Annotated in this window: 23 protein-coding genes; 18 read left to right on the top strand and 5 right to left on the bottom strand. The window is 67.3% G+C overall.

The features are described 5' to 3' along the window. Together ACTWPT_RS18695 and ACTWPT_RS18690 are read left to right on the top strand one after the other, a co-directional pair. Window positions 1–3,540, top strand: a complete 3,540-nt coding sequence (locus tag ACTWPT_RS18695; protein ID WP_443178681.1) for a ThuA domain-containing protein — start codon at window positions 1–3, stop codon at window positions 3,538–3,540. A gap of 68 nt (window positions 3,541–3,608) precedes the next feature. Next, on the top strand, window positions 3,609–5,279 hold the full coding sequence (locus ACTWPT_RS18690) for a ThuA domain-containing protein (RefSeq protein ID WP_443178680.1): 1,671 nt from the start codon (window positions 3,609–3,611) through the stop codon (window positions 5,277–5,279). A 100-nt stretch (window positions 5,280–5,379) separates the two neighbouring features. On the opposite strand, the gene ACTWPT_RS18685 is transcribed toward ACTWPT_RS18690, so the two are convergent. Then, window positions 5,380–5,958: a helix-turn-helix domain-containing protein gene (locus ACTWPT_RS18685; protein ID WP_443178679.1), complete on the bottom strand. Its 579-nt coding sequence runs from the start codon at window positions 5,956–5,958 to the stop codon at window positions 5,380–5,382. A gap of 133 nt (window positions 5,959–6,091) precedes the next feature. On the opposite strand from ACTWPT_RS18685, the gene ACTWPT_RS18680 reads away from it, so the two are divergent. The 4 genes from ACTWPT_RS18680 (at window position 6,092) to ACTWPT_RS18665 (ending at window position 9,408) form a co-directional block, all read left to right on the top strand. Beyond that, on the top strand, window positions 6,092–6,784 hold the full coding sequence (locus ACTWPT_RS18680; protein WP_443178678.1) for an SAM-dependent methyltransferase: 693 nt from the start codon (window positions 6,092–6,094) through the stop codon (window positions 6,782–6,784). A gap of 41 nt (window positions 6,785–6,825) precedes the next feature. Next, entirely contained in the window at window positions 6,826–7,335 is a 510-nt protein-coding gene (locus tag ACTWPT_RS18675; RefSeq protein ID WP_443178677.1) for a DinB family protein, read from the top strand. Between the two features lie 454 nt (window positions 7,336–7,789). Continuing rightward, window positions 7,790–8,359 carry a sigma-70 family RNA polymerase sigma factor gene (locus ACTWPT_RS18670; RefSeq protein WP_443178676.1) on the top strand — a complete coding sequence of 190 codons (570 nt, stop codon included), beginning with the start codon at window positions 7,790–7,792 and terminating at the stop codon, window positions 8,357–8,359. Continuing rightward, entirely contained in the window at window positions 8,356–9,408 is a 1,053-nt protein-coding gene (locus ACTWPT_RS18665) for a permease-like cell division protein FtsX (protein ID WP_443178675.1), read from the top strand. The genes ACTWPT_RS18670 and ACTWPT_RS18665 overlap by 4 nt, the downstream gene beginning before the upstream one ends. A 204-nt stretch (window positions 9,409–9,612) precedes the next feature. Here the strand turns inward: ACTWPT_RS18665 and ACTWPT_RS18660 are convergent, their stop codons facing one another. Both ACTWPT_RS18660 and ACTWPT_RS18655 read right to left on the bottom strand, forming a co-directional pair. Continuing rightward, window positions 9,613–10,200, bottom strand: coding sequence for a hypothetical protein (locus tag ACTWPT_RS18660; protein WP_443178674.1), 588 nt, complete (start codon window positions 10,198–10,200; stop codon window positions 9,613–9,615). 210 nt (window positions 10,201–10,410) lie between these two features. Then, on the bottom strand, window positions 10,411–10,812 hold the full coding sequence (locus ACTWPT_RS18655; protein ID WP_443178673.1) for a hypothetical protein: 402 nt from the start codon (window positions 10,810–10,812) through the stop codon (window positions 10,411–10,413). Between the two features lie 261 nt (window positions 10,813–11,073). Between ACTWPT_RS18655 and ACTWPT_RS18650 the strand changes: the two genes are divergently transcribed. From ACTWPT_RS18650 to ACTWPT_RS18620, 7 genes are all read left to right on the top strand, one after another. Continuing rightward, on the top strand, window positions 11,074–11,430 hold the full coding sequence (locus ACTWPT_RS18650) for a YciI family protein (RefSeq protein ID WP_443178672.1): 357 nt from the start codon (window positions 11,074–11,076) through the stop codon (window positions 11,428–11,430). Window positions 11,431–11,918: 488 nt separating this feature from the next. Further along, window positions 11,919–12,212 (top strand): hypothetical protein, encoded by a 294-nt coding sequence (locus ACTWPT_RS18645; RefSeq protein WP_443178671.1) that lies wholly within the window; start codon window positions 11,919–11,921, stop codon window positions 12,210–12,212. 132 nt (window positions 12,213–12,344) lie between these two features. Then, on the top strand, window positions 12,345–12,974 hold the full coding sequence (locus tag ACTWPT_RS18640) for a hypothetical protein (protein ID WP_443178670.1): 630 nt from the start codon (window positions 12,345–12,347) through the stop codon (window positions 12,972–12,974). Between the two features lie 300 nt (window positions 12,975–13,274). Next, complete coding sequence (locus ACTWPT_RS18635) at window positions 13,275–13,517, top strand: hypothetical protein (RefSeq protein WP_443178669.1); 243 nt, start codon at window positions 13,275–13,277, stop codon at window positions 13,515–13,517. After that, on the top strand, window positions 13,514–13,981 hold the full coding sequence (locus tag ACTWPT_RS18630; protein WP_443178668.1) for an SRPBCC family protein: 468 nt from the start codon (window positions 13,514–13,516) through the stop codon (window positions 13,979–13,981). The genes ACTWPT_RS18635 and ACTWPT_RS18630 overlap by 4 nt, the downstream gene beginning before the upstream one ends. 336 nt (window positions 13,982–14,317) lie before the next feature. Continuing rightward, window positions 14,318–14,521 carry a hypothetical protein gene (locus tag ACTWPT_RS18625; RefSeq protein ID WP_443178667.1) on the top strand — a complete coding sequence of 68 codons (204 nt, stop codon included), beginning with the start codon at window positions 14,318–14,320 and terminating at the stop codon, window positions 14,519–14,521. A 197-nt stretch (window positions 14,522–14,718) separates the two neighbouring features. After that, window positions 14,719–15,102, top strand: a complete 384-nt coding sequence (locus tag ACTWPT_RS18620) for a hypothetical protein (protein WP_443178666.1) — start codon at window positions 14,719–14,721, stop codon at window positions 15,100–15,102. 106 nt (window positions 15,103–15,208) lie between these two features. On the opposite strand, the gene ACTWPT_RS18615 is transcribed toward ACTWPT_RS18620, so the two are convergent. Continuing rightward, complete coding sequence (locus ACTWPT_RS18615) at window positions 15,209–16,243, bottom strand: LacI family DNA-binding transcriptional regulator (RefSeq protein WP_443178665.1); 1,035 nt, start codon at window positions 16,241–16,243, stop codon at window positions 15,209–15,211. A 120-nt stretch (window positions 16,244–16,363) separates the two neighbouring features. On the opposite strand from ACTWPT_RS18615, the gene ACTWPT_RS18610 reads away from it, so the two are divergent. The 3 genes from ACTWPT_RS18610 to ACTWPT_RS18600 all read left to right on the top strand — a co-directional run bounded on the left by ACTWPT_RS18610 (window position 16,364) and on the right by ACTWPT_RS18600 (window position 20,991). Then, entirely contained in the window at window positions 16,364–17,284 is a 921-nt protein-coding gene (locus ACTWPT_RS18610; protein WP_443178664.1) for a dihydrodipicolinate synthase family protein, read from the top strand. Window positions 17,285–17,448: 164 nt separating this feature from the next. Next, window positions 17,449–18,627 (top strand): Nramp family divalent metal transporter, encoded by a 1,179-nt coding sequence (locus ACTWPT_RS18605; RefSeq protein ID WP_443178663.1) that lies wholly within the window; start codon window positions 17,449–17,451, stop codon window positions 18,625–18,627. 783 nt (window positions 18,628–19,410) lie between these two features. Further along, window positions 19,411–20,991, top strand: a complete 1,581-nt coding sequence (locus tag ACTWPT_RS18600; protein ID WP_443178662.1) for an ATP-binding protein — start codon at window positions 19,411–19,413, stop codon at window positions 20,989–20,991. A gap of 159 nt (window positions 20,992–21,150) precedes the next feature. Here ACTWPT_RS18600 and ACTWPT_RS18595 read toward each other — a convergent pair whose 3' ends face one another. Further along, window positions 21,151–21,279 carry a hypothetical protein gene (locus ACTWPT_RS18595; RefSeq protein ID WP_443178661.1) on the bottom strand — a complete coding sequence of 43 codons (129 nt, stop codon included), beginning with the start codon at window positions 21,277–21,279 and terminating at the stop codon, window positions 21,151–21,153. A gap of 39 nt (window positions 21,280–21,318) precedes the next feature. Here ACTWPT_RS18595 and ACTWPT_RS18590 point away from each other — a divergent pair, with 39 nt between their 5' ends. Continuing rightward, on the top strand, window positions 21,319–21,564 hold the full coding sequence (locus ACTWPT_RS18590; RefSeq protein ID WP_443178660.1) for an NPCBM/NEW2 domain-containing protein: 246 nt from the start codon (window positions 21,319–21,321) through the stop codon (window positions 21,562–21,564). 329 nt (window positions 21,565–21,893) lie between these two features. After that, window positions 21,894–22,334 (top strand): helix-turn-helix domain-containing protein, encoded by a 441-nt coding sequence (locus tag ACTWPT_RS18585; RefSeq protein WP_443178659.1) that lies wholly within the window; start codon window positions 21,894–21,896, stop codon window positions 22,332–22,334. Window positions 22,335–22,417: the final 83 nt, after the last annotated feature.

Genomic DNA, 22,417 nt, shown 5'->3' with positions numbered 1-22,417 from the left:
ATGCGAAAGAAGTTATCCGCCCTCCTCGCCCTCACCCTGACCCTCCTGTTCAGCCCCGTCCTGCCTGCGCAGGCGGCGGCGCCCCTGTTCAAGGCGCTGCTGTTCACCAAGACGGCCGCCGGTGCCTACCGGCACGACTCCATCCCCGCCGGCATCGCGATGTTCCAGAAGCTCGCGGCGGACAACAACTTCCAGCTCGACCTGTCCGAAGACGCCAACGTCTTCACCTCGGCCACCCTGAGCAGCTACGACACCATCATCATGTTCCAGAACTCGGGCATGGTCTGGGACACCGACGCCCAGCGCCAGGGCATCCAGAACTACGTGGCGAGCGGCAAGGGCATCGTCGCCATCCACAACACGACCGACATGAACATCGAGGCGCAGTTCCCCTGGTGGGACCAGGTCGTGATGGGTGGCGCGCACATGACCGCCCACTCGGCCACCGTCCAGGGGACGGCGAAGGTCGCCGACAAGGTCCACCCCTCGACGAAAGGGCTGCCGGACCGGTGGGTGCGCACCGAGGAGTGGTACAACTTCGACAAGAACCTGCGCGGCGACGTCCACGTGCTGGTGACCGCGGACGAGACCACCTACGACGCCGGCCCATCGAAGATGGGCCACGACCACCCGATCTCGTGGTGCCGCGAGGGGCAGCCCGCGAAGGTGTGGGCAACAGCCATGGGACACCAGGCCTCGTCCTACTCCGAGCCGCTGTTCCAGCAGCACATCCTGGGCGGCGTGACATGGGCCGCGGGTGCCGAGGCCGGCTCCTGCGGCGGCACGGTTGCGAACCGCTTCCAGAAGGTCACCCTCGACAACCAGCCCGCCCAGCCGATGGCCCTGGACGTCGCGGCCGACGGCCGGGTCTTCTACGTCGAACGCCTCGGCAAGGTGAAGATGATCACCAGCGAGGGCGGCGTGAACAAGACCACCACGCTGGCGACGCTGAACGTCTACACCGGAGGCGAGGACGGGGTCCTCGGTATCGCCGCCGACCCTGCCTTCACCACCAACAAACGTCTCTACATCACCTACTCGCCCGCCGGCACCGCTGAGATCGTCCGGGTCTCCCGATTCACGTTGAACGCGGCAGGGACCGCCCTGGACATGGCCAGCGAGCAGAAGATCATCGAGATTCCGGGCTGGCGCACGCCCGAACCCGGCCACAGCGGCGGGAACATCGAGTTCGGGCCCGGCGGCAACCTCTACATCGGCGTCGGCGACGACATCAAACCGTCGGAGTCCGACGGGTACACCCCGATCGACGAGCGGCCGGGCCGCGAGCGGTTCGACGCCCAAGGCACTGCGGCCAACACCAACGACCTGCGCGGCAAGATCCTGCGGATCCATCCCGAGGAGAACGGCGGCTACACGATCCCGAGCGGGAACATGTTCCCGCAGGGGACCGCCAAGACAAAGCCTGAGATCTACGCCATGGGCTGGCGCAACCCGTTCCGGTTCAACGTGGATCCCGTGACCGGCTGGATTTCTGCCGCGGACTACGGGCCGGACGCGGGCACCGCCAACGCCAACCGCGGTCCGGAAGGCATCGTCGAATGGAACCTGATCAAGGAGCCGGGCAACTACGGCTGGCCCTATTGCATCGGTGCCAACACGCCGTTCAACGACTTCACCTTCCCCAGCGGGCCGTCCGGACCGAAGTTCAACTGCGCGGCACCGGTCAACACCTCGCCCAACAACACCGGGTTGCAGACCCTGCCCGCCGCCAAGGCCGCTACCGTCTGGTACGACTACCACGCCGGCTCTCCGTACCCGGAGATGGGGACCAGCGGCGGAGCCGCGCCGATGGGCGGACCTTTCTACCGCTACGACGCCGCCAGCACCTCCGAGCGGAAGTTCCCCGCCTACTACGACAAGACGCCGTTCTTCTTCGAGTGGAGCCGCAACTACATCCGCGAGATGCGGCTGGACGGTAGCGGCAACCTGCTGAAGATCAACAACTTTGTGCCCGGCTTGAACCTGCGCTCGCCGATGGACATGGACTTCGGGCCCGACGGCGCGATGTACTACCTCGACTGGGGCATCGGCTGGTTCGAGGACCACCCCGACGACGGCGTCTACCGGGTCGACTACGTCAACGGCAACCGTTCCCCGCTGGCGAAGATCGCGGCCACTCCGGACTCGGGGCAGCCGCCGCTGCAGGTCACCTTCTCCTCGGCCGGGTCCGCGGACCCCGACGGCGACGCGCTCACCTACGCCTGGGACTTCGACGGGAACGGCACCACAGACTCCACCGCGGCCAACCCTGCCTTCACCTATACCGCCAACGGCACGTACACGGCGCGGCTCACCGTCCGTGACCCCGGCGGCAAGACCGGCTCGGCGACCACCGACATCACCGTCGGCAACACCAAGCCGAGCGTCCTGTTCGAGGACCCGCCCAACGGCGGATTCCTCGGCTCCGGCCACACGATCAACTACCGGGTGAAGGTCACCGATCCCGAAGACGGCACCGCGATCGACTGTTCCAAGGTCTCGGTGCTGTATGCGATCGGCCATGACGAGCACAGCCACGACGTCAGCACGGTCAACGGCTGCACCGGCTCATTCTCCACCGACAACGGTGGCCACGATGCGACCGCCGACTTCTTCCATGTGTTGCTGGCGAAGTACACCGACAAGGGAGGCCTGGTCGGAACGGCCAATGTGAAGCTTCATCCGATGCACAAGCAGGCCGAACACTTCACCGGCTCGTCCGGGATCCGGGTGGTCGACCAGGCCGGAGCCGAGAACGGCAAGCGCATCGGCGACGTCTCGAACAACGACTGGATCGCCTTCGACCCAATCGACCTCAAGAACATCACCTCGGTGTCATTCCGGGTTTCCTCACCGGCGAACAACGGTGGCTCGATCGAACTGCGCAGCGGTTCGCCCACCGGTCCGCTCGTCGCCGGCCAGACAGTCCCGAGCACCGGCGGATGGGACACCTACGTGTCACTGCCAGCCGTACCCGTGACCGATCCCGGTGGCACGAAGACCCTGTACGCCGTTTTCAAGTCCCCGGTCAACTCGCCGTTCGACCTGGACTCCTTCACGGTCAACGGGCCGGGCGTGGGCGTCCCCGGCAGCGGCGGCTCGGGCCCGGTGAACGGCGGCGTCTACACGCTGACCGCCGTCCACAGCAGCAAGGTGGCCGACGTCAGCGGGAATTCCACCGCTGACGGCGCCGCCGTGGTTCAGTGGCCCGGCAATGGCGGCGCCAACCAGCGGTGGAAGGCGACCGACGCGGGCGGCGGCGCCTTCACCCTGGCCGCTGCCCACAGCAACAAGTGCCTGGACGTCACTGGTGCCTCCACCGCCGACAACGCGCTGATCCAGCAGTGGGGATGCTGGAGCGGCAACAACCAGAAGTGGAAGTTCGAACCCGCCGCCGGCGGCGCCTTCCGCATCGTCTCGGTCAACAGCGGCAAGTGCCTGGACGTGCCCGGCGGCTCGACGGCCGACGGCGTCCAGTTCATCCAGTACACCTGCGGAACCGGCAGCAACCAGCAGTGGAAGCTCACCCGGATCAGCTGACGGACGACTCGCTACGGCCGGCGGCGCCTGCCAGATGCCGCCGGCCACACCCCGAAACGGACGTGCTCATGAGACGTATGGCAATCCTGACCGGCGCCGTCCTGCTGGCCGGCGCGCTGCTCACTGCTCCCGCGCAGGCGGAGCCGTACAAGATCCTGGTCTTCTCCAAAACGGCGGGTTTCCGGCACGACTCGATCCCCGCCGGCGTACAGGCGATCCGCGACCTCGGCGCAGGCAACGGCTTCACCGTGAATCACACCGAGGACGGCACCGCCTTCACCGCGTCCAACCTGGCGCAGTACAAGGCGGTGGTGTTCCTCAACACCACCGGCGACGTGCTGAACGACACCCAGCAGACGGCCTTCGAGAGTTACATCAAGGGAGGCGGCGGGTTCGCCGGTGTGCACGCGGCCGCCGACACCGAGTACGACTGGCCGTTCTACGGCGGCCTGGTGGGGGCCTACTTCCGCAGCCATCCGGCGATCCAGCAGGCCCAGGTGAGGGTGGAAGATCGCGCCCACGCCTCCACCGGGCATCTGCCCGCGACCTGGACCAGGACCGACGAGTGGTACAACTACCGCACCAACCCTCGCCCCGACTTGCACGTGCTCGCCACACTGAACGAGGGCAGCTACTCCGGCGGCGACATGGGCGACCACCCGATCTCCTGGTGCCAGCCGTACCAGGGTGGGCGTTCCTGGTACACCGGCGGCGGGCACACGATCGGCTCGTACGCCGAGGCCGCCTTCCGCGCACATCTGCTCGGCGGCATCCGCTATGCCGCGGGGGAATCGAAGGCCGATTGCCGTCCGGAGAACGGCTACACCAGGCTGCTCGACACCACCACCGGATGGAAGCAGGCCGGCCCGGGAGGATTCACCTATGCCGACGGGACGCTGAGCTCCTTCGGCGGGATGGGCCTGTACTGGTATTCGGCCCAGGAGTTCGGCTCCTACTCGCTCAAGCTGGACTGGAAGCTCACCGGCGACGACAACTCCGGCGTCTTCGTCGGCTTCCCGGTCGGCGATGACCCGTGGTCGGCGGTGAACAACGGCTATGAAGTGCAGATCGACGCCACCGACGCGGCTGACAAGACCACCGGTGCGATCTACGGGTTCAAGGGGCCGGACACCGCCGCCAGGGACACGGCCCTGAATCCGCCAGGGGAGTGGAACACCTTCGAGCTGCTCGTCGAGGGTGAACGGCTGCAGGTCTTCCTCAACGGCGTGAAGATCAACGATTTCACCAACACCGATCCGGCCCGCAGCCTCGCCCAGGGACACATCGGGCTGCAGAACCACGGCGACGCCGATCACGTGTCGTTCCGCAACGTGCGGATCAAGGCAGCGGGCTCCGGTCCTCGCCAGGGGCAGATCGCCGGCGTCGGCGGCAAGTGCGTCGACGTCAACGGCGCCAACCCGGCCGACGGCACGAAGATCCAGCTGTGGACCTGCAACGGCACGGCGGCGCAGGCCTGGACGCTGCCGGGCGACGGCACGATCAGAGCGCTGGGCAAGTGCATGGACGTCAAGGGAGGCGCGACGGCCAACGGGACGATCGTCCACCTGTGGACGTGCAACGGCGGCGGCGCCCAGAAATGGACGACCCAGGCGGACGGGTCACTGCGCAATCCGCAGTCGAACCGCTGCCTGGACGCGTCGGGCGGCTCCAGCGCCAACGGGACACAACTGATCATCTGGGACTGCCACGGTGGCGCCAACCAGAAGTGGGCCTATTAAGAACCCCGGTGAGTGCCGTCCACAATCCACGAACCCGCGTAATCCGCACGCTCGTTCATGACAACAAATTCCAGATGCAGCAGCCGGAGGGCTGAGTTGGTCAGTGCTTGTACGGTGCCAGATGGGCGCGCTCTCCCTGCGCGCCGAACAGGGTGAGCAGCTCCGCGGGCCGGCTGTCGGCGCTGCCGATCCAGTGTGGTATGCGGGTGTCGAACTCCGCGGCTTCGCCGATGCTGAGCCGGAACTCCTGCTCGCCGAGCACGAACCTGACGTGTCCGTTGAGGACGTAGAACCACTCGTATCCCTCGTGGGTCTGCAGGTTCATCGTGGGCGCTCGGCCGGCGGGTGGATAGATCACCTTGTAGGCCTGGATACCGCCCGCCCGCCTGGTCAGTGGCACCATCACCAGCCCGGATCGTCGCACTGGCCGCAGGTGGATGCGCGGGTCGCCGGTGGGCGGCGCCGCGACGAGATCATCGAGCGGGACGCCGTGCGCCCGGGCCAGCGGCAGTAGCTGCTCCAGCGTGGGGCGGAGCTTGCCGTTCTCGAGACGGGACAGGGTGCTCGCCGTGAGGCCGGTTTCGTTTGCCAGCGCCGCCAGAGTGGCGCTCCGCGCCCGGCGCAGGGCACGCAGACGCGGCCCCACTCCGGCCAAAACGTCTCCTGCAGGGTTATCCATGCCTTGATAATGCGGATCCGCAACTTTTCTTGCAAGTAGGAAACGGCGGTGGCGATGCTGTCGGTACATCACCGGCGTCGAAGGTGCGTATCGGATCACACTCGGCACGCCGGCCGACGAAGGGGCAACTCAGATGGATTCCACCCGACGCCGACGACCCACCGCCGACGCCACCGCCGACGCCGCGGGCGACCAGGGCGTGGCGGACGAGGACGCCGAGCTGTTCTGGGAGCGGCACTACCGCACCCGGCGTACCTGGGGCGCACACGTCAACCCGCTGCTCGCCGAGACCGCCGCACCACTGCGCCCCGGGGCCGCCCTGGATCTGGGCTGCGGCGCCGGCGGCGACGCCATCTGGCTCGCCCAGCGGGGCTGGCACGTCACCGCCGTGGACATCTCCACCACCGCCGTCGAACGGGTGCGGGAACGCGCCCGCGATCTCGGCGTCGCGGACCGGGTCGCCACCGAACAGCACGATCTGGCCAGAAGCTTCCCGGCCGGCCAGTTCGACCTCGTCTCCGCCCAGTACTTCCACACCCCGTTCCCGTTGCTCCGCAGCCGAGTCCTGCGCACCGCCGCACGGGCCCTGCACCCCGGCGGTCTGCTGCTGATCGTCGACCACGGCTCCACCGCGCCCTGGTCGTGGAACCAGGACCCCGACACCCACTACCCCACACCCACCGAGATCGCCGCCGAACTTGATCTCGACCCCGCGCACTGGTCCGTCCTGCGCGCCGACATGCCCCGCCGCCAGGCCACCGGACCCGCTGGTGAGACCGCCACCGTCATCGACAACATCCTGCTCGTCCAGCGAACCGCCGCATGACCGCTGAACCACACGACGTCACGTCGGAACGGAGCGACTCGATGCCACGAAACCACGCGCAACGATCCAGGACGCGGGCGAAGGACACCACGCCTCCGCGGACCGGCGCCGACGAGAAGGCCACCCTGCGGGGCTTCCTCGACTATCTGCGGAACGCGGTCGCGGACAAGGTTGCGGGCGTGCCGGAACCGCAGGTCCGAACGGGCGGAGTGCCCTCGGGCACCAACCTTCTCGGGCTGGTCAAGCATCTGGCGTTCGTCGAACGGTTCTACTTCCTCGGTAAGGATGTCGGCGACTGGAGCGCGACCATGCGGCCGTCCGCGGAGGACACCATCGACGGCGTGCTCGCCGACTACCGCAAGACCGTCGAGCGAGCGAACCAGGTCATCGACGCCTGCCCAGATCTGGCTCTTCCCGCCCCGCGACCCCCGCGCCCAGGGCCGGCACCATCGATGCGATGGACCCTGGTGCACATGATCGAAGAGACCGGCCGGCACGCCGGCCACGCCGACATCCTCCGCGAGCAGATCGACGGATCCACCGGCCGCTGACAAGCCGACTACCGACGCGCGCCGCACTGGGCCGCCTCGTGATCGGTCCGTCCGTGGAGGTCTCTCGCGTTCACCGCGCGGCAGGTAACCCGGCAGCGCTCGCCGCCACCAGGCGGCACAGGGTCGGTCGGAACAGCGGGCACGCCGCGGCGATTGCCGGCGAAAGCGGCAGGCGGCGGGTGCATGTGCTGCCTTCGGGGGTGGGCGGCAACGGGATCAGGCCGCGGTATTGGTGGCAGGGTTCGGGCAGATCGTGGCCGACGCCATGGAAGAAGCCACGGCGGAATGAGAGTCACTCCAACGCTTGGCGGGGCTCTTCTTGTGGGGCGGCACTGGAACGGGCCGTCGATAGTGCGTAGCGAGACCAACGTGCTCCAGAGCAAAGGCCTGCGTGTCGGGCACGGGATGAGTGGAATCGAGACGCGGCGTCTGCGGGTCGGCGGAAGATAATCCGGTGACGGAAGCAGCAGATGAGGCCCCCAAGCGTCTCTGCTACATGGAAGGTGAACTACTCACTCAAGAAGAGGCCCTGGCGCGGCAGCGGGTCGACGTGGCGTCGATCTTCGCCGAGCATCATGTGGGCCTCGCACGGCTGGCCCTGATCATGGTCGGCGATCAGGCGACCGCTGAGGACGTCGTGCAGGAGGCGTTCGCGCGTGCACACGCCGGCCGGGCCAGGTTGCGAGACAGTCACAAGGCGCTGGCCTACGTGCGCTCCGCGGTGCTCAACGGCTGCCGGTCGGTGCAGCGCCGGCGGGCGATGGCGTTCCGGCGGGCGGTGCCGTACGAGCCGCCTGTCTGGTCGGCGGAGAGCGCCGCCATCGTCGGCGACGAGCGGCGCGAGGTCTTCCTCGCCCTGCGCGCGCGGCCGCGCAGGCAGCGCGAGGCGCTGACGCTGCGCTACTACTTCGATCTGTCTGACCAGGAAATCGCCGAAACCATGGGGATCAGCGCCAGCGCCGTCAGGTCCACGATCGCGAGAGCGCTGGCCGCCCTCGCCCGGACACTTGGGGAGAATTCATGAACAGTCCGGTGGAAGACAGACTGCGTAAGGCTCTCACGGAGGCGGGGGCGACGATCGACCCCACCACTCTGAGGCCGCTTCGGGCCCCCGAACGGCGGCGGTTCCGAGTGGATCTCCGGCTGGTGGCCGTGGCGGCGGTCGTGGTGTTCGCGGGGGCGGCGACCGCCGTGGGGCTAGGCGGCGCCGGCAGCGTGGACCACGTGGTGGCGACGGGGCCGGAACCAGCCCAGAGCGACCGGATGGAGATATCCGTCTTCCTGTGCTCGAAGTCAGCGCCGAAGAAGTCGCCATGCCAGGGACGCAACGTCAGCCCAGAGGAGGTGAAGACAATCGAGGCGAAAGTGAAGTCACTGCCACCGGTCGAAAGCGTGTCCTTCATTGACCAGGCCACCGCCTACCGCGCCTTCCGTGCCGACTTCGCGCACAACAAGGCGGTGCTCGACTCCGTCGAGATCACCGACCTGCCGGCATCGTTCCGCTTGCAGCTCAAGAAGTCCGATGCGGAGGCGGTGCATAAGACGCTCAACGGCATGCCCGGGATCCAGAGCGTCGCCAACAGAGCCACTTCCCAGGAAGAGGAGTCACTGCGGTCACTGCAGGAACCAAAGGTCAGCGTCTTCCTCTGCGACAAGCGATTCCCCGAGCCCACCTGCGATGCCGAGCGCGAGACCCACGGCAAGAACGACATCATCACCAAGAACGGCAAGGAGACGACGAAGGCTCAGAAGGCGGCCATCAGGAAGCTGATCGACGCCATGCCCGAGGTCGAGTCGTACGTCTTCGAGGACCAGCAGATGGCCTACGAGAAGTTCCGGCGTGAGTTCAGCGAGAACAAGACGCTCCTCAAGGCCACCGAAGTGAAGGACATGCGCGAAGCATTCAGGTTGCTGCTGAAGCCCGGGTCCGAACCGGCCGAGGTGGTCGGCGAGCTGAAGCGGCAGCCAGGAGTCGGCTCGGTCGTCTACCAGCCGTGTTTGGCCGATAAGGCCATGCTGCTCACCTACGGGTTGTCCCTGCCACAGAGCAAGGTATGCCCCGTGAGCGAGTGATCCCGGCGACCTTCGCCCCTGACCGTCACCGTACCAACCCGAGCTGGACCGGGGGTACTCTGCCGTGATTGCTTAGTGTCAGCGGCGTACGCAGCTCGTGCGACGCGTTCGCCACGACCTCCGCATAGTGGGCCGTGCCGATCCGCGCCAAGGGCGGGCACCACCCTCGTGCACCTCCGGCCAGGACGAACCCAAGCCGCTCGTCTACCCCTGTCCGGGCGCGCTCGTCATGCCGTCCGCTGGCCAGTCCGGCTGACTCCACGGCGGCGGCTCGGCGAGGGCGCGCAGCGCCTCACGAGCGTTGCGGCCCGCCCCGGCCGAGGCCTCTGCGCCGTTCTGATCGTGGGCGACGGCCAGGACCAGCCCTTCCGCGGGATCGTGGGAGAGCGTGATGGTGTGGCCGCCGATCAGCAACGCGTCGGCGGCCGGATGGTCTGAGGGAGCGGCCCTGTCCAGCAGGACATGGGCCGCGACCAGGCCGGCGACCGGGGTGCGGTGGCGGCCCAGCAGCACGGGCTCTCCGTGCGGGTCGGCGACCTGGCGGACGAGTTCGCCGAGTTTGGACCGAGCGATCGATACCGGCACGAGGGGCAGGCCGGTCCATACTCCGCCTACCTTCGACAGCGGCACCAGCCCGGCCCACTCCCAGTGCTCGCGGGTGATCATGGCGGTCCTGCCGTTCCTGGCCCCCTCCACAAGCGAGCCCCAGCGGGCGCGGGCATCTTCGACGGAGAAAGGGACGCCGCGCAACTCCACGAGCTCGTCGTACGACAGCCGTTCTGCGTTGATCATCCAGAGATCGTAAGGCGGCTTACGAAATTTTCGCAAGCCGCCTTACAAATATGGCGGTGTGCGAACTTCCGCGGCCGTGGTCAGCACTGTGTCTTCGCCGAGGCGCCGGGACACCGTCACCGTCTTCTTCCGTACTGGATCATCGCTTGGCGGATGCGCGGCCCGCTCCCCGCCCTCGTCATGATTCCGCGCCCACGGTCAGGTCCACGCTCATGCCTCCTGCCCCCGGACGACGATCACGTTGGTGAGGTCGGCGATCGGTTCGTCGTTGCGGCGGATGCGCGTTTCACGGACGAGGAAGCGCAGGGCTCCGGCTTGAGAGCCAGCTGAAGTCCCTGGCCTCCACTCGGGTGGCTCGGTCCCAGGGACATCCCTACTGCCCGCAGAAACCGCCACCATCTGGAGTAGATCCATCCCGTAGGAACCCACCCTCGATGAGGCTTTCCCAGCCGCCAACAGCTCCTGGAAGTAGACCGCGATCGGCTCCACGGTCGCGCCCTCGGGATCGATCAGCCGGTAGGGCCCGTAATGGTCGCCGGTCGCTAGCAGCCGGCCCCACCGAGGAACCGCCAAAGCTGTCAGATCTCGCCTGGGACCATCGTCGTCTGTCACGACCGAGGACCGTAGCAACCAAAGAGCGGCACGGCATGCCGGACGCCAAGCGAACACGCATGGTGCGCACCTCCTGCTACCGCAGCCTCCGGGCACGCAACCGCAGGAGACCGGTGCCGCTTCGCTCCATGACGCCTGAAAGTTGCCTCGGGAGCCATGTCGATTCCGGCGGTGCGCGATCGACGCGTTGGCGAGGGGACGGGCCGGAGGTCCTGTCACCATCGCACGAAGTCGACCAGGTACTCACCCCGGAAGGAAGCAATGAAATACATGCTGATGCAGTTCGGCGACGAAACCGTCCTGAGCGGCAAGTCTCAGGAATGGGTCCGGCAAATGATCAAATTCATGATCGAGTTCACCGAAGGGCTGAAGAGGTCCGGTGAACTGCTTGCCGATGAAGGGCTGGCACTCGCGCCGCATGCGAAGGTGGTCAGTCTCGAAGACGGCGCGGTGGCCGTGCGCGACGGCACGTTCGCTGAGCCCAGCCAATCACTGGCCGGCTGGTGGCTGGTGGACGTCGCGGACGAGACGAGAGCGCTGGAGCTCGCCCGTCAGATCGTCGCGGGAGCCGGCGAACCGGTGGAGGTCCGCCAATGCCACGAACCTCCGGTGACGTGAACTGATCAGGCCAGGAGTCCCAGGGTTTCGGGCGTTTCGCAGGCCGTCAGCTGCCGCTCAGGGTCGGTTTCCTCCTGCGCACTGGTTGATCAGTTCGATGAGGGCCCGTCGTGGTTGCAGCGACGGGTGGCTGTGCCGGGAAGCCGACGGTCTCTATGCGAGCCGCCGGGATCAACGGCGACGCACCGGACGGGGAGGCCGATTGATCGCCCATGCCTGATCACGGTCATGCCGTGAACGAGAGGGTGCCGCCGAGATTAGGCCCTCGACGGCACCCAAGGTTGCGTGAGCGACCAGCAGAGCTACCGACAGTGGCTCCCTCGTCTCCGAGAGTAACCCGAACGAGGTCTCTTGGGGAGGCGTCGAGCCCGGATTTCGCCTGCCCTGCCACCTCTCATCTACTGGTACGTCCGGTTGCTGAAGAGCAAAGCGGTGGCCCCGCCGCCACCCCGTCCCTCCCGCGTCCGCGCACGGTCACCCGATGGATCATGATCCATCCCGATGACCTCCGCCCCGACGATGCCCTGACGCTGAAGGACATCCGCGCTGCCTGCCCGGAACTGGACGCCGTCACCCGGCACGTGCGCAGCTTCGCCACCATGACGCGCGACCTGCGCGGGGACCGGCTCCCGGCATGGATCAACGACGTCCGCGGCAGCGGCCTGCCCTCGCTCGTCCAATACGCCGACGGCCTTGCTCTCGACCTGGACGCCGTGACCGCAGGCCTGTCGGTGTCTTGGAGTTCCGGGCAGGCCGAAGGACAAACACGCGAGTCAAGCTGATCAAGCGGCAGGGATATGGCCGCGCGAATTTCGACCTTCTCAGGAAGAAGATCCTGTTTCGAGACTGACGCCGGCAGATAGAGTCGCCGAGCAGATTGAGAGGTGTGAATCGTGGGCTCAACAGGGTTGTGGGTGGTCGGTGCCATCCCTGATGAAGAGGCCCGGACTCTACCGGATCGCTACATCCATCTCGTACAGCCAGGCGACGGGGAGAGGCCGCCGGATTTTGGCGAGACGCTTGCGTGGTGGTCGAACGGCGGCGACCAAGAGCCCTTCTTCGAGCACCCCGCGGACCCTTCCGGCCCCTTGATACCCACGCCGACCGCCCGGCGATTCGCGGACTTCATCGACGACGCCAACGCGCCTACCGAGGCGACGGAAGCCATGCGGGACGCGAGCATGACGCTCATGCCCGAGACAGAGGGCGCCGGTCTGTTCGTCGCGACTGCCCGCAAGGCGAACCCGGCTGCAGCCCTGTGCTACGGCCTCGGCGCAGAACGATCAGCGGTGTACCCGGGCTGGTTTGGCGACTTCCTACTGTCCGCCGAGGAGGTTCGGACCGCCCTGCCCCGAGTTGAGGAAGCCCTCCTCCTCTCCACCACACAGCGAAGCGAGGTCCTCAGCCGGATCACCGCCTGGATGACCGCGATGGGCGACGCCCCCGACTTCGATGCGGCGGAGCTCATTGACGCGCCACTGCGGGTTCTTCAGTTCGTGGCGGAGACCGGATCCGGTGCCACCGCATTCAGTCGCTGGTACTGACTGCGGATCCCCTGACCGGCTCACGAACGCACGAAGCGTGTCATCACCCATCCCACGTGGGTGCGTAACGTCACAAGATCAGCGACAGAGCCAGTAAACGTACAGAGCTGTCAGAAACGCCGCGCTTGGCGACGACCCGCAGCACATCGCGGCCGCCCTGAAGCGGATCACGGGAGGCTGCCGCGCCAAGGAGGCCGCCAACGGGGCAGTTGGAAGACGACAGGAGGAGCGCACCATGCCCACTGGAGCTTCTTTCACCAACAAGCAGGCGCGCGTCGTCGGCGGGTGTACATTGTTACCATGGTAACAGTCGAACGCACTCAGACAGGCCTGCGGCTCGAGAAGAACGTGCTCAAGGTGCTCAAGGGACTGGCCGAGTACCTCGACATCTCGCTCGGCGACCTGGTGGAGGGCATCGCGCTGCACTCCTTCGACGGCAAGGCGCCATTCACGCCCGCAACCCTGACCAAGATCGAGCAGCTCAAGGCCGTGTACGGCTTGACACTGACATCCGCCGATGCGCACCGGCTGACCGAGCGATGAGCGGCGCGCAGTACACACTCACCGGACGGCTGGCGGTCGCGCTGCCGCCCGAGGCGGCGTTCACGCTGTTCACGCCGCGCGGCGAGGAACGGTGGGTGGCCGGGTGGCGGCCCCGTTTCCAGGTGAAGACCAGCGATGACTCCGCCCCCGGCACGGTCTTCGAGACCGGCGCGCACGGCGAGCGGACCATCTGGGTGGTGGTCGAGCGCGAGCATGGACGGCGCGTCTCGTACGCCAGGGTGACGCCCGGCTCCCGGGCCGGGACCGTCACCGTCGAGGTGGACGCGGATGGGCAGGGCGCCAGCACGGTACGAGTCACGTATGGCCTGACCGCACTCACGCCAGAGGGCCAGGGGCCTCTCCGCGAGTTCGCCGAGCACTATCCGGACTTCCTGCGGTCATGGGAGGTGGAGATCGCCCGCCATCTCGGGTCCCGGCCGCCGAACGCCGCCGCCCAGTCGTAGACGGGCGCATCGCCGGAACGAGGACCTCGGAGCCGTGTCGAGATGATCAGCACCACCCGCGGAAGGCGTCGCGACGCGCTGATCATCTCAGGGCCCGTTTACTCGTACTCGCCCCTGCACTTGAACCCGTACGCCGACATCTCGCCGAATACCGCACCCTTCGAATAAGAACACTTCCCCAGTACGGTGAGGTGGCCGCCGTCCGCACCGAACATCTGCGTCGTCTGGACTCCGGCGCGGTCGTGGTCACCGTCCCCGGCACGCAGCGGTTGATCGTATGCCGCGCCGCTTGGGAGGACGTCCTGGCAGTGCCTCCGACCAGCCCGGCGGCAGTTTGTGTTCCGGCCTGGGCGCGTCGCCCGGCATGCCAAGAACCTGTTCAGCTCCTGGACGGCCCGCCACACCCCGACCGGCGGACTGCCCGCCCTGTCGGTGCGCCGGCTGCGCTCCTCCTGGATCGTCGAACTGCTGAGCGCGCGGATCGACCTGGGCGTGGTGGCCACCGCGGCCGGGATGAGCGCCTCCGCGCTGGCCCGCTAGCAAACTTTCGTCCCCGCCCTGGACCAACAGACCGCGGTCGCGCTGCTGCGCGGCCGCGTCAGTTGAGTACGGCGAAGCCACGCGCCTGGCCGCTGCGCACCACCCGAGCCCGAGCCACCCGGCCCCGCTCTCCCAGCAAGCACCCTTCGGCTTCAAGGTCGTGCCTTCTACCGTCTGGGAGATTTCAAGCAGGAAAGTTGATCCGGCGCCCCAGCGGGCATCCACCACGTGGGGCCGACTTCCTGCGCTCGCAAGCCGAGGCTCTTCTGGCCTGCGATTTCATCGAGACCGTCACCATGGACGGGCAGCGCCGATACATTCTGGCCGTCATCGAGCACGTCACCAGGCGGGTCCGCGTGGTGGGCACCACTGCTGACCCGACCGCCACCTGGGTCATCCAGGCGATAAAAATATTGGTGAGGGCCTGTCCAGTTATCTGCGACAGGGCCGAAGACCGTACTGTCCCTAACACCTCGGTCGACTGGATCCGCGCCGCAGTAGAAGGGGCGACTGCGCCGGGTGCTGACCGAACGGTACGGCATCGCTTGGACAGTGCGCCTGTCGAGAATTTCTCGATGTAGGTCATCTTGCACCTGCTGATCTCGAGCCCATGCTCGGGAAGCCGGGCTGTACGTACCCTGCCTGCGTCGTGAGCCCCTTGATGGTCTTCCAGGACGGAAGGCCAGGTCAATCGGGGGAGGCGGTCGTGGTCGAACGGCGGGGAATCAATGTCGGGGGCGCCACCCTGATCCGGTCGTGCTCGCGCGCTGGCCCCGAGATGAGCAGGTCGAGCGCGGCGGTGGCGATCTGGTCGAACGGCACCCGCACCGACGTCAACGGCGTCGAGAGACGGCTCACGATGGGGATGTCGTTGTATCCGACCAGCGACACATCCTGAGGTACGAATAGACCGAGGCCCTCGATTGCCGACAAGGCGCCGATGGCCGTGTTGTCGTTGACCGCGAACACCGCGGTCGGCCGCGGTCGCAGGCTCATGAGCGCTCGCGCTGCGTCGGCACCGGACTCTATCCCGAACGTCGACGTGACTACCCATGCCGGATCCACGGTGGCGCCCGCCTCAGCCATGGCCTCCCGATAGCCCTCGGCGCGGCCGCGGGCGCTGGAGGCGTATCCCGGGCCGGCGATCAGGCCAATGCGCCGGTGCCCCAGGTCGAGCAGGTGCCGGGTCGCCAGGTAGCCGCCGAGCTTGTCGTCGCCGACCGAGGACAGGCTCTGCCCGTCGGTGCGCAGCGCCAGCACGTACGGCACTCCGCGCGCGGCCAGTTCCTGCGGGAAGTCGTCGCCGGAGCGAGCGGTGGAGAGCACCAGCCCGTCGACCCGGCGCTGGAGCAGGGCCTCGGCAGCGGTCCGGTCGGCCTCCGGCTCGTCATCGGTCGTCGCCACGATCGCGAACCGGCCGGAGCGCTGGCAGGCGTGCGCCAGCGACTCGTACAGCATCGCCATGACCGTGTCGGTCAATCGGGGAACCACCACCCCGATTGTCAGCGTCTTGCCGCGGCGCAGGCTCGCGGCCGACTGGTCGCGACGATAGCCGAGCTCCTCGGCCACGCGCCGGACCCGCTGCGCGGTGCTGCTGTCGGAGCGCGGCAGCCGCTCGTCCAGGATCCGCGACACCGTCGACTTGGATACCCCCGCCGCGGCGGCCACGTCGTGCAGGGTCACTGCTGCCTGGCGTACGGGCGCCTCCCGGTGCTGAGCCACGAGCCCTCCTTATCGACACATGCCACCGTAACGACGTTATGAGCAAGTCTTGACGACGTCGCACCTTAGATGGTCCGATGGGAACGTTCCCGAGAACGATCCTACAGCGAGGAAGAGAACATGTCTCCCATGGATCTGCGCGGCCTGGTTCCCGCCCCGGTGACCGCTTTCGCCCCCGACGGCCAGGTCGATCACGCCGCCAACGCCGAACTGGCCCGCTGGCTGGTCTCCGTCGACGGCGTCAAGGGCCTGGTCTGCCTCGGCCATGCCGGCGAAGGCACCTACCTGACCGCGGAAGAGCAGGTCGCGCTCATCCGCACCCTCGTCGACGCGGTCGGCGACCAGGTCCCGATCATTGCGGGCATCACGGGCGAGGGCACGAAGGTCGCGGCGCTGGAGGCGCGGCGCGCCGCGGACGCCGGTGCGGTCGGCGCGCTGGTCTACCCGTCACACGGCTGGTTGCGCTTCGGGTTCCAGGCCGGCGCGCCGCAGGAGCGCTACCGGGCCATCCATGAGGAGTCCGGCCTGCAGTGCATCCTGTTCCAGTACCCCGATGCCACCAAGGCCACCTACGACCTGGAGACCCAGCTGGAGATCGCGGCCCAGCCCGGTGTCGTCGCCACCAAGAACGGGGTACGCAACATGCGCCGCTGGGACACCGAGATGCCGGTGCTCCGCGAGCAGTGCCCGGACCTGCAGATCCTCACCTGCCACGACGAGTACCTGCTGCACACCATGTTCGACGTCGACGGCGCCCTCGTCGGCTACGGCGGCCTCGCCCCGGAGCCGCTGGTCGAGTTCATCGCCGCCGGAAAGGCCAAGGACTACCCCCGCGCACGCGAGATCCACAACCGGCTGCTGCCGCTCACCAAGGCGGTCTACCACCGTGGCTCCCACATGGAAGGGACCGTCGCGCTCAAGCTCGGCCTCGTCGCCCGCGGCATCCTCAAGGACGCGACCGTCCGGCCCCCGCTGCAGCCGCTGGCGGACACCGCCGCCGAAGAGATCACGCTGGCCCTCCAGCACGCCAAGCTCATCTGACGCCCGACGCGTTACCCTAAGTCAGCTCACCGTCGCGAGGAATGACGCCCATGAGCAGTACCAGCAACCCCCCGAACATCCCCCCGGCAGCGAGCGCCGATCTGGAAACCGCTGGACATCGGCACCCCCCAGGCCGGAGCAAATGGCTACGCCTCGTGTCGGTCATGGGGCCGGCGTTCATCGTCGGCGCCTGGCAGTTCGGGCCCGGCAATCTGCTGTCGGCCGTCCAGGCCGGCACCGGCTACGGCTACACCCTGATCTGGGTCATCGCCATCTCGACGGTGCTGATGCTCGCCTTCACCGACATGAGCGTCCGCATCGCGCTGCGCTCGTCGAAGTCACTCATCGGCACCGTCAAGGACGTCCTCGGCAGGCCGGTCGGCACGATCGCCGGGTTCGGCGTCTTCGGCATCACACTGATGTTCTCCGTCGGCAACGCGGTCGGCTCGGGTCTCGGGCTGTCGCTGCTGTTCGGCGGGCCCCCGAGCATCTGGACACTGGTGTGCACCCTGCTCGTGGCGGGCGTCGTGTTCGCCCGCCGCTACTACTCGGTGTTCGAACGCGCCATGATCGCCATCGTAGCGCTGATGGCGGCGGGGTTCCTCGCCTCGGCGGTCCTGACCGGCCCGGACTGGGCGGCCGCCGGCGCCGGCTTGGTGCCGACCGTTCCCAGCGGTGTCGGGCTGCTGCTAGTGGCGCTGGTCGGCACCAACTTCTCCATCAACGCCGCCTTCTACACCGGGTACGCCGTCCGGGAACGCAAACTCACCCGCGACCAGTACGGCATGATCACAGTCGGTGACACCGTCCCCGGCATCGTAGCGCCGGGCCTGATGACGATCCTGGTCATCATCGTCGCGGCCACGGCGACCACCCAGACCGGCACCAAAGCCGCGACGCTGGCCCAGCTCGCCGGCGTCCTGGAGCCGCTGGCCGGTACGGTCGGATCCAAGATCTTCGCGCTGGGCTTCTTCGCCGCCGCCTTCTCCTCGATGGTCGCCAACGCCACCGCTGGCGGGACCCTCCTGTCCGACGGGCTCGGGTGGGGCAACGCGCTGGACAACCGCCGGGTAAAGTGGCTGATCCTCGCCGTCCTCGCCTTCGGGCTCGCCGTCACCCTGGTGGCCGGTGGCCAGTCACCGGTTCAGCTGCTCATCCTCGCCCAGGCCCTCACCGTGGTGTTCGCGCCGATCCTCGGCGTGCTGCTGTTCGTGCTGGCCAACAACAAGGGACTCATGGCAGACATGCGCAACCGGACCTGGCAGAACGTCCTCGGGATCCTGGGACTGGTCGCGATCCTGGCCACCTGCTACCGGCTGCTGGCCGGTCTACTCGGCGGCTGACCGCACTGATTTCCGCCCGCAGGCGACCGTCCTCTCCGGAAGAGAACCGGATCGGGCGGTCGCCTTCAGGCTTCGGGCCACCACGGCACGTTCCGGGGTATGCGGTGGTAAGGGGCCGATGGCACCTTCTCCAAAACCTCCGATGAGGTCATGACCGGCACCGACATTGGAATCATCAAGGCGCCGCCCCGCGCTCGGCGCGAACGCATTCGCCGAGCGGTGGATCCGTGTGGAGCACGCAGGCGAGGTGGCGAGTCAATCTTCTTGCCCTTCCGGTTCCCCGAGCGCGTGCTGGACGTCTCCGATCTGGCCGGTCGGCGCGGCGGGTGGAGACGGTCTCCTCCACGATCTCGCGGCAGTTGGCCGCGTCCAGAAGTCGTAGCTGCACCGCGTGGTCCTTGGCCCGGGTGGACACCCGGGCCGTAGCCGACGCGGATCGCGTTGGAGGGTTCGGTCCGCTTGCTCACTCGCGGCCCGCCGCTTCCTGCCAGAGGGCGCGCAGTTCCGCGGTGGCCTGCCGCACGACCCCGATGGTGCTCGCCTGCTTATCCTGAGCAGGCCTTCTCCGAATGCGCGAGTCCTGCTTCAGGTGGCGAAGATGATCTGGAGTTGGCCCAGGTCGGTTTCGAGTGGGGCTACTACGCTCGGCCGGCCTGCGCAGGGGCCGCCCGGTGGCCACCGGCCAGGCGAGCCCCTGGGCATGGCCGGGACACCCCGAGAACCCGTCCAGCCGGCCGGGACAGTCCGCGGCGAACATGCTCGGTAACGGCTACCGTACACAGGGTGAAGTCCTTCAATACGACGGGCCCATGCCGGCCGGGCAAGCACTTCATGCTGCCCCCGATTCCCCGGATCCCTGAGGCGAAGGAGCTGGTCGACGAAGGGAAATACTTCGTCGTTCGCGGACCCAGGCAGAGTGGCAAGACCACCTCTCTCCAGGCGCTGGCCGCCGAGTTGAGCGTGGAAGGTGAGCACGCGGTGGTGTACGTCTCCTGCGAGAGCGCCTCCACCAAGGCCGCCGAGGACGCCTCGGCGGAAGTGCGCATACTCTCCGAGATCGCGGCCACGGCCCGGCTGTCGGGCCTCCCGGACAACTGCCTGCCGCCGGAGCCATGGCCGGAGGCTCCGGGAGGCACCCGGCTGCTCAGAGGGCTCTCCACGTGGGCGGCCGAGTGCCCTCGCCCGATCGTGCTGCTTTTCGACGAGATTGACGCCCTCCAGGGGGACGAGCTGATCAGCGTTTTGCGGCAGCTGCGCCAGGGGCACAACACCTGGTCACTGCCCTTCCCTCACTGCGTGGCTCTGTGTGGGATGCGGGACGTGCGGGACTACAAGGCGGCCTCCGGTGGCGATCCGTCCCGGCTGGTCGGGCCATCGCCGTTCAACATCCTGGCCAAGTCCATGCGGCTGGCCGATTTCACTTTCGAGCAGGTGGCCGAGCTGTACGGTCAGCACACGGACGCCACCGGTCAGGAGTTCACGCCGCACGCGATTCAGCGGGCCTTCCATGCCTCTCAGGGGCAGCCGTGGCTGGTCAACGCCCTGGCTCGCGAGATCATCCGGGAGATGCGCGTCCCAGCCGCGCAGCCGATCACCGATGAGCACATGAACGTGGCGGTGGAGCGGCTCATCGTCACCCGGGCCACCCATCTGGACTCGCTGGCCGCCAAGCTGCGCGAGGAGCGCATCCAGCGTGTCATCGAACCGTTGATCACCGGTGGTGTCCTGGCTTCTGACGTCTATGACGACGACCTGGCCTATGCCCGCGACCTGGGGCTGATCACCCAGTCCAACCCCATCCAGGTCGCCAATCCGATCTACCAGGAGGTCGTTCTGCGGGTGCTGGCCCAGCGGGCCGAGGCCGCCATCCGCATCGACCGGGCCGCGTTTCTCACTCCGGATGGACGGTTGGACATGCGCGCCGTGCTGGCCGGGTTCGTGGAGTTCTGGCGGCGCAACGGGGAGATCCTGGAAAGCGGCGAGACCTACCACGAGGCGGCCTGTCATTTGATCTTCATGGCCTGGCTGCACCGGGTGGTCAACGGTGGCGGGGTGATCGACCGGGAGTACGCGCTCGGCCGAAGCCGGATGGACGTCTGTGTCCAATGGCCCTACGTCGACGTGGACGGCAAGCGCGCCTGGCAGTGGGAGGCGGTCGAGCTCAAGGTGCACCACCCCCGCCAGCCCGATCCCGTCGCCGACGGCCTGACGCAACTCGACGGCTACCTCGACCACCTCGATCTGAAACAAGGCACGCTCGTCGTCTTCGACCGACGCCCCACCGCGCCGCCCCTCCTGCAACGCACCGCCATCGAGCAGGTCATCAGCCCAGCCGGGCATGCCGTCACTCTCGTCCGCGCATGACCATCCGCGTCCCGGATCACTCGATCTCACCAGTGGGCCGCCCCCGGACACACCGATGCGCCGGAACGGTCGGTGGTATAGAGGACATTGTTTCGTCATGGCCGTCCCACCGCCAGAGCCACCCTCTTTGCCCTCGATCTGACTCTTCGCGACGCTCCATCAGCGGCGTCCAGGCTTGGCGGGTTCGAGAAGAATTTCGGCCAGGATCCCGGCCAGCCAGTCCTGGCACTCGCGTACGCTCCAGCCGCAGATCTCGGTAAACCGCTCCAACAGCTCGATCGACGTCAAGACGTAAATCTGATCGGCGGCCCGCTCGACGCTCAGCCGGTGCGCAGCGCGCCGACCGCCGCCAGGTGCTCGGCCCGACCCAGGCTGCCGGCCAATCGTTGCTGCTCAGCGCTTGCGCACTGGTCCACCGACAGCGGACTCATCACTCACGCTGATCCGCCCCAGCAGATCGCGGTGGACCTTACGGGCACCACCACGCTGGATCTCGCTGTCGAGGACGGCGGGGACGGAACCAATTTCGACCACGCGGACTGGGCGGATCCATCGATCACCTGTACGTGGTAGCCGGCGAGGACGAGCTTGGCGCTGGGCTTGTCGGCCAGGCCGAGGAAGAAGCGGAGGATGAAGTCGATGTCGTCGACGCGGGCGAGGTAGGCTAAGTCGGGACGATTTGTAGCCATCTCGGTTTCCTCATATGAATCAAATTTCTCACATGAGTAGACAAATGACACGTTTACTTCATGTTTCCGGCGCGCCATCGTGTCCCATTCCACGTGGATAGAGGTCGGGCCGCGGAACGCGAGGTTGCCTGAGTTGGCGGGTGTGAACAGGGCAAGCAAATCATCTCCATTCGTGTGCTGGACGAGGTGACAGTCGTTCCGTACGGTCCACTCATGGTGCGTGTCAGGGGACACTGGCGGAGAACGCGCAGCGGTATGACATGGGTGCGCGCGCATACGCGTGGCCGTCCCGTGACAGCGGGAGTCGGGTTCGGACTGGGAATCGCCGCGCTCATCGCTGGTGGCGTCCTGCTGTGGCCGAAGACCTCCGGGCAGGTCGAAGTCGCCACCCAGTCGCAGGCCACTGCGACACGAGCACCTCTAACCGCGTCACACGCCCAGTTGGTGCAGATGCTGCGCACGGCACGTCAGCGCATGGGGCTCACGGTCGAACAGGCGGCTGGACGGGCCGGAATGACACCGGCCGAAATTATCGATATCGAATCGGGCTTAACCGTGCCCACGGGCCAAGATATTAGTGTGCTCGCCCAGGTGTACACGCTATCGCCGGATGAGTGGACCACCGCGGTGATACTGCAGTCGTCGATCACATAGACACTGAGCCTCTGGCCACTGTTAGCTGTTAGCTGCTCGGCCTGGACCCAATGTCGACGCAGGTGCACCACCATGTGACCCAA

Source organism: Nonomuraea sp. 3N208, assembly GCF_052245935.1.
Lineage (GTDB): Bacteria > Actinomycetota > Actinomycetes > Streptosporangiales > Streptosporangiaceae > Nonomuraea.
The sequence above is the reverse complement of the archived record's forward strand: the minus strand, read 5'-3'. Positions and strand labels throughout refer to the sequence as shown.

Bases quoted from the DNA above. Each gene is read 5' to 3' on its own strand.
- ACTWPT_RS18695 (WP_443178681.1), top strand. From the start codon at position 1: ATGCGAAAGAAGTTATCCGCCCTCCTCGCCCTCACCCTGACCCTCCTG.
- ACTWPT_RS18690 (WP_443178680.1), top strand. From the start codon at position 3,609: ATGAGACGTATGGCAATCCTGACCGGCGCCGTCCTGCTGGCCGGCGCG.
- ACTWPT_RS18685 (WP_443178679.1), bottom strand. From the start codon at position 5,958: ATGGATAACCCTGCAGGAGACGTTTTGGCCGGAGTGGGGCCGCGTCTG.
- ACTWPT_RS18680 (WP_443178678.1), top strand. From the start codon at position 6,092: ATGGATTCCACCCGACGCCGACGACCCACCGCCGACGCCACCGCCGAC.
- ACTWPT_RS18675 (WP_443178677.1), top strand. From the start codon at position 6,826: ATGCCACGAAACCACGCGCAACGATCCAGGACGCGGGCGAAGGACACC.
- ACTWPT_RS18665 (WP_443178675.1), top strand. From the start codon at position 8,356: ATGAACAGTCCGGTGGAAGACAGACTGCGTAAGGCTCTCACGGAGGCG.
- ACTWPT_RS18660 (WP_443178674.1), bottom strand. From the start codon at position 10,200: ATGATCAACGCAGAACGGCTGTCGTACGACGAGCTCGTGGAGTTGCGC.
- ACTWPT_RS18650 (WP_443178672.1), top strand. From the start codon at position 11,074: ATGAAATACATGCTGATGCAGTTCGGCGACGAAACCGTCCTGAGCGGC.
- ACTWPT_RS18645 (WP_443178671.1), top strand. From the start codon at position 11,919: ATGATCCATCCCGATGACCTCCGCCCCGACGATGCCCTGACGCTGAAG.
- ACTWPT_RS18635 (WP_443178669.1), top strand. From the start codon at position 13,275: ATGGTAACAGTCGAACGCACTCAGACAGGCCTGCGGCTCGAGAAGAAC.
- ACTWPT_RS18630 (WP_443178668.1), top strand. From the start codon at position 13,514: ATGAGCGGCGCGCAGTACACACTCACCGGACGGCTGGCGGTCGCGCTG.
- ACTWPT_RS18610 (WP_443178664.1), top strand. From the start codon at position 16,364: ATGTCTCCCATGGATCTGCGCGGCCTGGTTCCCGCCCCGGTGACCGCT.
- ACTWPT_RS18605 (WP_443178663.1), top strand. From the start codon at position 17,449: ATGGGGCCGGCGTTCATCGTCGGCGCCTGGCAGTTCGGGCCCGGCAAT.
- ACTWPT_RS18585 (WP_443178659.1), top strand. From the start codon at position 21,894: ATGGTGCGTGTCAGGGGACACTGGCGGAGAACGCGCAGCGGTATGACA.